Consider the following 11,371-nt stretch of genomic DNA (forward strand, 5'->3'; position numbering starts at 1 on the left):
GCGGTTCAAATGTTGTATCCTTACATTATCAAAGTAAATGGAGGGATAACCATGAAAAAAAGATTAACGGAATTGGTATTTATTTTAGATCGAAGCGGGTCCATGGCGGGGTTGGAAAGCGATACTATCGGAGGCTTCAACAGTGTATTAATGAAGCAGAAAAAAGAAGCGGGGGATGCCAATATTACGACGGTACTCTTTGATGACCAATACGAAATGCTCCATGACCGCTACAATCTTCGGGAGGTATCCAATATTACGGCAAAGGAATACTTTGTTAGAGGAACCACGGCCTTATTGGATGCTGTAGGTAAAACAATCAGTAAGATGATCCATGTCCAAAGACGAGCAACCGAGGAAGAACGGGCGGAAAAAGTGATGTTTGTCATTATTACCGACGGGTTGGAAAATGCCAGTGTGGAGTATTCTTATAATCAGATTAACAAGATGATTGATCATCAAAAGAAAAACTATGAGTGGGAGTTTATCTTTCTAGGAGCTAATATCGATGCTGCAGAGGTGGCCGACCGCTTCGGCATAGCAAAAGACAGAGCCGCGAATTACCACGCAGACAGCAAAGGAACCCGACTCAATTATGATGTGATCAGTGATACCGTAAGTCAGCTTCGTGAAAAAGGTTCCGTTGCTAGTGATTGGAAGGAAAAAATCGATCAGGATTATGAAAAAAGAAAAAAACGATGATGGTTCAAAGGGATAAGAAGGGCAGGGGGAAAATTGGATCGTCTTCAAGCCGTACAATATGAGTACGGTTAATAAAAAAGGGGGATTAATAATGAAGAATATATTGCTTGATTGTATAATTAAATTGAACTAGTAATAAAAAACCCATGAAATGTTGTTAACATTGACATACACTAAAATAACCGCCTCAAGGCATCGGTATCTCCGATCTTTCAGGCGGTTATCTTTTTCTCATTCTCTTTGTAGTTTTCCTTGTACCGGTCCAAGTACGTTTTTTTCTGTAGCTTGTAGTGTTATCTTCTTTGCGTCTATGTTGTTTGTCCGCTTATCCAATGTAACTACCATAGCTGTAGAATTCCTTTACTTTTTCCAGGTCCCGCTCAACTTCTTGAAGTAAAATCGCCTTTTCAATTTTGGATTTGGCGCTTTTAAAGATGATTGTTAATTTGTTTGAATTCTCTTCAGGAATGCTCAGTTCAAAAGAATCGTTGTTTAATTTGATTGATCGTTCCAATTTGTTTCCTCCTTTTAATATATTTTTTGGTGATTAAGTTTCCTTGGATTGTTTCCTGATCTCTAAGTACATTATAGGATGAATCCCGTGAAGTGGTAACGGTCTGAAGGCTGCTTTTTAGTACATCCCGAGGGTGGTTTTTGATCGGTCTAAGGATGGAGGGAAGAGGCTGAAAATGATAAATAAACCGGATATTTTAAAGGACTTTTACCCCCAGATATCGAATTAATATAGTAAGATGAAAGTATGGAAATGAGGTGTAACCCATGAAAAGATTTTTAAAAATCAACTTCGGCGTATTTATTATGGCCGTCGGTCTTTATGTGTTTTTAATCCCCCAAGATTTGGCTGTAGGAGGGGTTACGGGCCTTGCTATGGTGGTGAACAATTTCTTTCCGATCATTTCCGTAGGTTTGGTGATGATCATAGCCAATATTGTCCTGTTCATTTTAGCCTTTATCGTGATCGGGAAGGATTTTGGCGGTTATACGATTTATTCCAGCTTATTGTTATCGGGGATGATTTACCTGTTTGAAATGGTTTATCCCATATCCCAGCCCTTAGTAGATGATTTAATGATTAATCTGATTTACGGGGTCATCATTCAAGGAATCGGTATGGGTATCATCTTTTATGAAAATGCCTCTACGGGGGGCACGGATATTATTGCGAAGATCATTACCAAGTTCGTCAACATGGAGATCGGAAAGGCACTGCTGCTGGCAGATTTTCTAATTGTTATGTTTGCGGGGATCTCTTTCGGATTCACATTGGGGCTTTACGCCTTACTAGGTGTGATTGTGAATGCAGGGGTAATTGATAATGTAATCGCCGGCCTGAATAAGAAGATGCAACTCTTGATTATTACGGATAAAACCGATGAAATAAATGAATACATCATCAATGAAATTCAAAGAGGGACAACGCTATACACCGGGAAGGGAGGCTTTTCCGGGAAAGAAAAAGTAATCATCAGCACGATTGTAAGTAAAAGAGAATATATAAAAATAAAGCAATATTCCAGAGCCATGGATGATAACGTATTCATCAGCATAGGTTTTGTGAATGAGGTTTTAGGAAATTATCGTATTACCTAGCCCAGAGGAGCAAAGTCGTGAGTAAAATGCTGGAGCTTGGAACATAAAGATTGTAAAAACTATACTGCAGAGAGGCGGATTTTTATGGATGAATTGTTTGAACATGAAGTGCAAATTGAAAAGGTAAGAAATGAGAATAAAGTACTGCTCAAGGGCTTTGAACAGTGGCTTCAGGAATCAGGGTTTGGAAAGAAAACGATTCGGAATCATCTTTTTAATGCGGAGTTTTATATCAACGATTTTTTGCTGTACTATGAACCGGTAAAAGCCCGGGAAGGAATCGAGGAGGTAAGCAACTTTTTCGATGACTGGTTTATTCGAAAGGCCATGTGGTCCAATAAAGCATCGGTATTATCAAACATCACTTCCCTGAAAAAGTTTTATCAGTACCTGGTAGAGATCGGAGAGATTCAAGGAATTGATTCCGAAATGCTTAAGAGAAGGATAAAAGAAGAAAAAGCCGACTGGGTGGAAGCCGTGGAGGCGTATAACGATTTTGATTGAAATACAAAACAACTGCCTATGGATTTTTTTGATCCTTCAGGCGGTTATCTTTTCCTCATTCTCTTTGCAGTTTTCCTTTGCACCGGTCCAAGTACACTTAGCCGATGTAGCTGCCATTAACTCACACGGGAAACTCACACGGGGACGGTGGTTTTGATCGGATTATCACTTGAAGTCTCAGGATTAATTTTCTGAGATTTTTTCCTGTTTTTAACCCCGTCTTTAAAATAAATGTAAAGTAGAATTGTCTCTGCAGCACTTGTTTCTCTTGTTATTGCAGTTGTATTCCCTATGTTTCTTTCGTTATTTCAATATATTTTTTTTGCAAGAGCATGATTTTTCTCGATGGTCATCAGAATAACGGCTTGTTGCAAAGGATCCTTCTCTCAACAGTTTTTGTTATTTGGTAGCCCCAAAAGGGATCAAGAATAAATTAATTAGAGAAGATCAGAAAACTTTGGAAGGGTGATTCGGTGAGTGATAATAAAAATTTACTGAAATATATCGGAATATTATTCATGGTTGTATTAGTGACATACTCCCACCACTTATAGAAGTGGGGGCTTCTCGTTCGAGTAGCCTAACGGCTACAGCATAAGCGAGCTAACCCCGTGTGCCCCACGGTTTTTATGTTGAGGTTACCCCAGTGTCATACGCATCCCTTCATTTTTGATGTTGATGCTTGCATTATAATCCCGATCGAGAATAATTCCACAAGCTTCACAGTGGTAGATCCGTTCAGAAAGGGAAAGTTCTGCTTTCTTTTCACCACAGGAACTACAGAGTTTAGAGCTTGGGAACCATTTGTCGATTTTGATCAGGTCTTTTCCTTGGTCCTTCAATTTGTAATCTAGCATGCTGACAAACATACCAAATCCATTATCTGAAACACTTTTACCAAAATGAAGAGCCCTGGACATTCCTTTCATATTCAGATTCTCGATGCACACGCGGTCAGCGGCATTGGTTATCTGCCGTGACAATTTGTGCAAAAAATCTTTCCGTTGGTCTCGCACTTTCTCATGGAGTTTGGCAACTTTGATTCGCTGCTTGTTTCGGTTTTGGCTTCCCTTTTGGCATTTGGACAGTTTTCGTTGTTCTTTTTTTAGCTTTACAAGGGCTTGATGGTAATATCTTGGATAGGCCGCTGGTACCCCTTCGGAGGAGATGAACAGTTCTTTCATGGAATAATCCAGCCCGAGAAACACTTTCGGTTCTATGACTTTTATATCCTGTTCATATGCATACAACAAACTTGCGAAGTATTTTCCCGTTGCTGTTTGGCTGATTGTTACGGATTTGAGGGTATAATCCTTCGGGATCTCTCGATGTTGCTTCATTTTTACAGCTTTAAGCTTCGGAAGTACCAACTCGCCAGTTCCGAGCTTAATATTTCCATTCACTACGTTTGTTGTATAGCTCTTATGATTCTTTTTTTTCGATTTGAAATTTGGAAACCCAATGGATTTGTCACGAAAAAAATTGGCATAGGCTTTATTCAAATTCAACTGTGCATTTGCAAGGGCTAAACTATCTACTTCGCCTAGCCACTCATATTCTTTTTTATAGTCCGCCGGGGTATTATGAAGACTTTTTTTCGTCTCTTTATAATAGGCTATTCGATCCGAAAGCATCCGATTGTAGACAAAGCGAACACAGCCAAAGGTTTTGGCAATCAGTTCTTGTTGCTCGCGATTTGGATAGATTCTAAATTTGAAGGCTCGATTCATCCCTTTTCCTCCTAGCTTTCAACATCTTTCTTTATGTAATTTATTTCTCAGCAATCTTGGACGTTTATTTTCGGGGTACATATTACTATCTAGCGATATGTTTATCCTCTTGTTTGGGTGTAAACTAGTGTTCTATTTATACCCACTTTACAAGGTCAAAACCACCGATTCATCTCCCACCTACGCTCTCACTTTGTGAGCAAGGAAGGCTAAGAGGAGGGAGACTTCTCGGCATTGCGGTTAAACTATGAGGTGCCCTATGATTCGTACACAATTATTGAATACATTATACGGCCCATAGGATTAAACGGCGGTACGGTTTATATTTCCGGCCTGGTGTCCCTGGTGCTTTTCATTATTGGACTGAGGGGTTTGTTTAAGCTGGAACGTTTTCAAAACACCAGTAAAATCCTAATTTTCCTCGGAGTCGTCCTGATTGCCATCCCGGTCATGCAATGGACGGTGGATGCGGGGAGAACAACCTTTCATCGGATCAATGGCCATGAACTACAGGGGGTGGATTTTGTAGAGGGAGAGATTTCTTTATCCGCCTCCGATGAAGAACTGACCATCCATTCAAGCTTAACCATCAAGGATTATAGCCGGAGACAGAACCGTTTTAAAGTTCGGTTGTACTTGCCCGAAAGCCTGCAGGAAGTAACCGGGAAGGAATTTTACGATTTTGATCGAGATTACATTACCTATGGAAATCGGGGAGAAAAAGTCATAACCAAACAAGTAAGTATTTCCTTGGAGGATGAAGGGGTCCGGGATGATTTTTTCAGGGTACAGTGGCATGATCAGGACATACAATATAAACTATATAATGAAGAGGAGTCCATTACCCCAATGAATCGGGGGCTATGATATTAATAAGAGATGATGTAGAATTACGGTGGGGAGCAATTAACAGCCAGTATCTTTAGGAGGGAATGAATATGTTTTTACTTTTGATTTCATTAATCACAGGAACCATCGGCATTATGCTAGGAAGTGCCCTGGGATTGGAAACTGTACTCGGGGTATTCGGCTTTTTATGTCCTACGATTTTTCTCTTTGAGAAAATGTATGTAAGAGTAGAAGAAAGAGGTGACGTCAGTGATGAAACAGAGTAGGCAGACACTATCATAAGCCTTCATATCTTCATAATGGTCTATACGTAAGCGTCAAACCCAGCCCACATACTCAAGCTCACTAAAATTTGATAGCATATATAAAAATACCGCTTATCTCCAAGAGATAAACGGCTGATGTTTACGTATCCTTTTCTGTTTTATGCCTAATTTCATCGGGGATGGTTTTTGCCCATGGCAAATGAGCATCCAACGATTTCGGATCTTCGATATCCGTATTTGGAAGCTGCTCAAATAAGTAGTTGAGATACTGGAAAGGATTTAGTTTGTTGGCCTTTGCCGTTTCAATAATGGAGTAGCAAATAGCACTGGCGCTAGCCCCTTTCGGTGATTTAGAGAAAAGATAGTTTTTTCGTTTATGTGCTTAAGAACATAAACGAAACAACGGGTTATTTTCTACATAATAAGTGAAGGAACGACAGATTGAAATCGAAACGCCGTAGTTTTATCGGTGAAACAACACACTGTGTTAGGTAAAGCGGAGGACTAAAATACCGGATTCATTAAATAAGACTATGACCGGGGTCATAGCCTTATGAATTAATATAATGATTGTGCATCAATGGCAGCCATCATGACCTCGGCATCCATGGTCTGTTTTTGCATCTGCGCACCAAGATCCAGGGCATAACTCAAGACATTGTCGATAAGCCTTGGGTTGCCCCGGCTATAACTATGAGCCGCGCTGATCGCTGCTTCATTGATAAGAGAAGGGGCTCCTCCGGCATTGGAAAGCTTATGGTGGATATAGTGCTTGACCTCCGTATCGTCCAGGCCCTGGTAATTATAGTGAACGGTAATACGTTGCTTTAAGGCCTCATGTATGGGTTTTTCCAGGGTATTATTCAAATGCGGCTCCCCGGCAAGGATGAGGGTAAAGCAGTTCAGGGAATCATAGCCATGGTTCATGAGCATTTTAAGGTCTTTGAGGATACCGGAGTTGAGATATTGGGCTTCATCGATGGCGATGATCAATGGTTTACGCTTCTCCTTGTAGAGGTAATAAATCCGCTGTTGAATGCTTTTAAACATGGTGGTTTTCCCACCATTAGCATCTAAGCCCAGGGCATGACAGAGTTGCTTGTAAAATTCCGAGACGGAGATGGTTGAAAGACAGATATACTCCATTTGGTGTAAATTCTCATTGAGGGATTTGGCAAAACAGCGTAGGGCATAGGATTTTCCCATCCCCGGGCTTGCGGTAAAAATTCCGATCCCCCGGATCTCTTTTAGATATTCCAGGCGATCCATCATCGATTTATGGTCGGCGGAAGTAAATGCATCGGATTCTTTAAGTAAGTGCTTGTCGAATGGATTGTGAGACAGTCCGTAAAAAGAATTAGCCATGTTGTACACCTCCCCGCCGAGAATAATATAAAGGAACAAATGCGTTATTACGTTTGGTCTTGGCGTTGGCCACCTTATCCGTCGGCTTGAGAGGATAGTGCTTGTCGTCGTAGAGAATGAAGGCCTCGTCCATGGCATCGGGAAGGAAGCGAATATCCACACTCATGCCGATAAACTGTTGGGGGGCATCATAGGAAACTTTGTTGATGGAAACACAGGAATCGTTGTTCACCTTTCGTTTGATCCGGTTATGAAAACATTCATCCAACCAGTCGGTGGACTTCGGTGTTGCAATCGGTGACTCAGACCCAAGGAATCGATTGATCGGGGTGGAATCGATCGAGCTGTGGTGCGTGGTATTGTGGCTTCGGATATACTCCGAAAGCAGTGCATTGAACTGCGTAAGGGAAGTTACGGTAGCAATATCCAACCCGTGTAACCATCGATTTTTAAGGGTTCGAAAAGCTCGTTCAACTTTCCCTTTTGAAGCCCCGTCTCTTACAGGGGTTTGAAGTTTAAGCGTACCGATGGATCCACAGATGAATTCCAACTGCTTGTTAACGTATACAGAACCGTTGTCCACATATAGCTTGTGTGGGATGCCATAAGAAGCAACCGCCTGTTTGAGTACTTTTTGAAAGTTGTAGGTGGTGTCGGCATAAAAGATTTGGCCGGAAACAATCATCCTTGAATGATCATCCACAATCATGATGAGGTAGGTTCTTTTGGACTTGCCGTCTTCGGTAATATAGGGAAGATAGCAGGTGTCCGCCTGCCATAGGGATCCGAAGTACGGCGCTTCAAAAGCCTTTCGATCTTTAACATTGGGACTGCGGGCAGACGTTAGATCATGTTTTTTGATGAATCGTTGAACGGAAGCGACGGAGACCTTAGGAGAAAGGAACCCCTGCTCAACAAGCCGGAAGTAGATTTGTGTGGCATTAAGCTTGGGGAACTGTTCCTTGAGTCGAAAGATCTCTTCAATGGCGGTATCCGACAAGGTTCGGGAAGCGCCTTTATCCGAACGGGTCTTAGGCATTAATCCATCCATCCCCTTTTTTCGGTAGTATTCGGTCCACTTTTCCAAGGTTTTAGGATTGTAAGAAAATGTGTTACCGTCAGGAAGTGTAAGGGGTTTTCTTGTAACCTTGGCGTAGTAAGCGGAAGCTGATGACTCAAAATACGTACCCTGAATAACCGGTGCGATGAGCGCGAACCGGAAGTGGGCAATATCCATATCGGATGCATTGATTTTTGGCATAATAATCCCTCCTAAAGTTAAGTTTTGCTACAGATACTATGATAACGGAGGTTGGAGAGCGAATCCATTTCGGAATCATATGGGAGGGGATAAAGGAAAAGATGAATCCTTAAGAAGAATTGGAAAATGTCGTAAAGGCATATTGAAGAAAAGAAAACCGGTAAGTTGAAAAGAAATCATCGGGAGAAAAAGCGCCGGAAAGAAGCTCCTTAAGAAAGAAGATCGCCGTGGTTTCTCCATCTTGTAAGATGCCCAACCATAGCCTTTTGTGTTTTTGAAATTGACGGATCCAAGCATACAGGGTGGATACGGAAATTTGAAAATGCAAACAAAGATCTTCAATGGTTTTTGTACCTGAAAAGTAACGGTGAAGAACCGTTAGAATAAAAGAAAAAGAATAGGAACTATAAGGCACCAGGCAGTCAGGTAGGACTGCGTGGATGGAATGGCAAGAAGAACACTGAACCTGGCGAACAGAAATCCTACAACAGATCACCGTGGCATTTTCATAAGAAATAAGGTGTCTCGAATAGGACTGAATGTTTGAACAGGCATGCTTTCTACCACATTTCGGACAGACAAAATCATCCGCCGAGAAAGTATCACAAGCCTGGGTGAAAAGTAATAAATCTGAAGTTTTATTAAATATGGACTTGCAAAAAGCATCGAAAAATCGTATCATATCTATATCCTTTCGTTTTCTTTCAGTTTTAAGAAATCGGATGGGGGTGAGAGAAGAAACGGTGCTTTGGTCAGTGCTTATAGTTTCTTCTCTCTTTTTTGTTACAAAAAAATAATAACCGAATATGGGAGAATAGGCAAGAAAAAAGCGTGTTGCATAATACAACACCCTTCTATAGGAACAGAATAATTTAGAGAACAACATTTTGTTGTAAAAGCGTAGTCGGTGGAGACTATAATTTGCAACTTAACAGTTGATAGAGGTTTTATATGATAACCCCGACTTATTGCTGAACATTTCAACTTATTTCAAGAATTACAATAGGAATATTTCGCGCAGAGTATTTGAAGAAATATTAAGCCATCTAAAAGATCAAGAGATTAACCAAAATATTAATGCATATATGATGGATGCAATAGTTAACCAGCTTAATGAAAGGGAACATATAATACTACAAGAATTTGTAATAGAAAGATGGAGTAGAAGGGGAAAACATCCTCTTAATCCCTCTTATAGGATGTCGATTATCAACTATCTATTGAAGAGACAATACTTTAATTATGAGGCTATTAAAGACATAATTGAGGGAGAAAATGAATGGATTGTACGGAAATCACTGATTCAAAACGTAAACAAAGATTTTATCGGAGAACCATCATTTACTGTATTAGCAAGAAAGTTGCTATCAAGTGAAAACGTGGATGAAGCTATTACTAGTGCACATGAAATAATTATTAATAAATATTCTTTAAGCAAACCATATAATGATATCAATCACATCGCACAAAAGGTTTTGAAAAATGGTGGGATAATAAATAGGGCAGCAAGTCAACCAAGCATGATCCATGAAAAATTATTATTTATTTGTAACGGTAAATCTACAAGGTATACATTGCTAAAAAAAGACTGGAAAAAAATGCTTAAAGATAATCATGATAGTGCAGAAAGCATTATTATTAGAGCATATGGTTATGTTCAAAGTGATATTACGGCATTTGTGAACATTTTAGATACTTTTAACGACCTACTAATGGATCGTTTATTTCAACATGATCCAAGTATTGGGAAATACGTTTTAGGGAAGCCGGGTTCTGTTCTAAGTTCTAAATCAAGCAGATTCGGTAAAAAATATCCTGACTTTTTTAAGTTATGTAATGAAATTCATAATAAAAGACTTGAGTCCGACTTATCGCATCCGATGGTAAAGGCTACTGGAAATCCTACAAAACGAATTAAATATGCATATATAAATACCGTTAGAAAGACAATGTATGCTGGCTACAATGAACTACTAAACAAATGGTAAAGCTTAGGACTAATCATACCTTTTGCATAGAACTAAAAAAAGATTACATAATTACGTAATATCTAAGCACTTCTGGAGAAAGTTTAAAAAATGATTTTTCGAGACTTGTTATAAATTTCCATGTCGGTGTTTGTCAACATAGTTGTCGCATAAAGTTTTTATCTATGTATAATATTTAAATATTTTGCGAATGTTCAATCAACTCTTCTTCGTTCATTGGATTCAGTGTTACATAGTCGGGCAATTTCCAATCTCTTGTGTTCTTGGACCAGCGCTCCGGGTGTCTTTGCTTAGCTTGCTCATACACCTTTTTTCGTTTTTCCATGATTACTTGATCCAGTCGATAATGTCTTTGATAAGGACTAATAAATTTGATGCCGCTATGATAATGCTCATTATTGTACCACTGAACAAAGTACTTCGCCCATTCTCTGGCCTCTTCAAGGCTATTAAAGCCCTTGAATGGGAAGTTGTTACGGTATTTCATTGTTCGAAAAAGCGATTCTGAATAGGGGTTATCATTGCTTACCCGAGGTCTTGAAAAAGAACTCTGTACTCCCAGTTTTTCTAAGGTAGCCAAGAAGGTCGCTGCCTTCATCGGCGATCCGTTGTCTGAGTGCAGTACCAATGGTCTCCCGGTGATTCCCTGGGAAAGCGTTGCCTTTCGAATCAGTTGTTCTGCGTAGCTTGTTTTTTCCGTCTCCCATACTTCATGGGCAACAATCAAACGGCTATACATGTCTAAAATGAGGTAAAGCTTATAGTAAACCCCCTTTACACCGGCCTTCAGCCATGTGATGTCCCACGTCCAGACTTCATTCGGTGCATAGGCGATATGAGAAGGAATTTCCGCCTTTATAGGTTCTTTGCTTCTACCACGATGAGCATTCATCTTTTCTTCTCTTAAAATGCGATAGATGGTGGACTCAGAGGCTAAATAGGTACCTTCATCCGCCAATTTCGGGACAATTTGAGAAGGGGTTAGATCTCGATATTTTGGTTCATTAATTTTTATCAAGATATCTTGACGTTCTTTTTCCGAAAGTTTATTCTTTGGTGTCCGACGCTCCGCTTTAGGTCGTTGATCGACCTTTA

The 11,371-nt window shown here is 40.1% G+C and carries 12 protein-coding genes and 1 pseudogene; 6 read left to right on the forward strand and 7 right to left on the reverse strand.

Annotated elements, in window-relative coordinates; genetic code table 11:
• Nucleotides 1–51 precede the first annotated feature (51 nt).
• Nucleotides 52–702 carry a vWA domain-containing protein gene (locus ISALK_RS01775; RefSeq protein ID WP_160718511.1) on the forward strand — a complete coding sequence of 217 codons (651 nt, stop codon included), beginning with the start codon at nucleotides 52–54 and terminating at the stop codon, nucleotides 700–702.
• 325 nt (nucleotides 703–1,027) lie between these two features.
• Here ISALK_RS01775 and ISALK_RS01780 read toward each other — a convergent pair whose 3' ends face one another.
• Entirely contained in the window at nucleotides 1,028–1,216 is a 189-nt protein-coding gene (locus tag ISALK_RS01780; protein WP_160718512.1) for a hypothetical protein, read from the reverse strand.
• Nucleotides 1,217–1,482: 266 nt separating this feature from the next.
• Here ISALK_RS01780 and ISALK_RS01785 point away from each other — a divergent pair, with 266 nt between their 5' ends.
• Together ISALK_RS01785 and ISALK_RS01790 are read left to right on the forward strand one after the other, a co-directional pair.
• A complete protein-coding gene (locus ISALK_RS01785; RefSeq protein ID WP_160718513.1) occupies nucleotides 1,483–2,313 on the forward strand; it encodes a YitT family protein in 831 nt (276 codons plus the stop codon).
• 84 nt (nucleotides 2,314–2,397) lie between these two features.
• On the forward strand, nucleotides 2,398–2,817 hold the full coding sequence (locus tag ISALK_RS01790) for a recombinase (protein ID WP_160718514.1): 420 nt from the start codon (nucleotides 2,398–2,400) through the stop codon (nucleotides 2,815–2,817).
• A 638-nt stretch (nucleotides 2,818–3,455) separates the two neighbouring features.
• On the opposite strand, the gene ISALK_RS01795 is transcribed toward ISALK_RS01790, so the two are convergent.
• Nucleotides 3,456–4,547, reverse strand: coding sequence for an RNA-guided endonuclease TnpB family protein (locus ISALK_RS01795; RefSeq protein ID WP_160718515.1), 1,092 nt, complete (start codon nucleotides 4,545–4,547; stop codon nucleotides 3,456–3,458).
• Nucleotides 4,548–4,781: 234 nt separating this feature from the next.
• Here ISALK_RS01795 and ISALK_RS01800 point away from each other — a divergent pair, with 234 nt between their 5' ends.
• Nucleotides 4,782–5,414 (forward strand): hypothetical protein, encoded by a 633-nt coding sequence (locus ISALK_RS01800; protein WP_160718516.1) that lies wholly within the window; start codon nucleotides 4,782–4,784, stop codon nucleotides 5,412–5,414.
• A 71-nt stretch (nucleotides 5,415–5,485) separates the two neighbouring features.
• Nucleotides 5,486–5,662 (forward strand): hypothetical protein, encoded by a 177-nt coding sequence (locus ISALK_RS01805; protein ID WP_160718517.1) that lies wholly within the window; start codon nucleotides 5,486–5,488, stop codon nucleotides 5,660–5,662.
• A 139-nt stretch (nucleotides 5,663–5,801) separates the two neighbouring features.
• On the opposite strand, the pseudogene ISALK_RS01810 reads toward ISALK_RS01805, so the two are convergent.
• The 4 genes and pseudogenes from ISALK_RS01810 to ISALK_RS01825 form a co-directional block, all read right to left on the reverse strand.
• Nucleotides 5,802–6,035: pseudogene (locus tag ISALK_RS01810) on the reverse strand (transposase domain-containing protein); the annotation flags it as partial.
• A 185-nt stretch (nucleotides 6,036–6,220) separates the two neighbouring features.
• On the reverse strand, nucleotides 6,221–7,027 hold the full coding sequence (locus ISALK_RS01815; protein ID WP_160718518.1) for an ExeA family protein: 807 nt from the start codon (nucleotides 7,025–7,027) through the stop codon (nucleotides 6,221–6,223).
• Nucleotides 7,020–8,288 (reverse strand): DDE-type integrase/transposase/recombinase, encoded by a 1,269-nt coding sequence (locus tag ISALK_RS01820; RefSeq protein WP_160718519.1) that lies wholly within the window; start codon nucleotides 8,286–8,288, stop codon nucleotides 7,020–7,022. Before ISALK_RS01820 ends, ISALK_RS01815 begins: the two co-directional genes overlap by 8 nt.
• Nucleotides 8,289–8,397: 109 nt before the next feature.
• Complete coding sequence (locus ISALK_RS01825; protein ID WP_160718520.1) at nucleotides 8,398–8,970, reverse strand: DUF6431 domain-containing protein; 573 nt, start codon at nucleotides 8,968–8,970, stop codon at nucleotides 8,398–8,400.
• Nucleotides 8,971–9,223: 253 nt separating this feature from the next.
• Between ISALK_RS01825 and ISALK_RS01830 the strand changes: the two genes are divergently transcribed.
• Complete coding sequence (locus ISALK_RS01830; protein WP_160718521.1) at nucleotides 9,224–10,276, forward strand: hypothetical protein; 1,053 nt, start codon at nucleotides 9,224–9,226, stop codon at nucleotides 10,274–10,276.
• Nucleotides 10,277–10,451: 175 nt separating this feature from the next.
• Here the strand turns inward: ISALK_RS01830 and ISALK_RS01835 are convergent.
• Nucleotides 10,452–11,371 (reverse strand): IS3 family transposase (locus ISALK_RS01835; RefSeq protein WP_160718522.1); only part of this gene is annotated, 920 nt, incomplete at its 5' end.

It is taken from the genome of Isachenkonia alkalipeptolytica, from assembly GCF_009910325.1.
GTDB classification, from domain to species: Bacteria; Bacillota; Clostridia; order Peptostreptococcales; family T1SED10-28; genus Isachenkonia; species Isachenkonia alkalipeptolytica.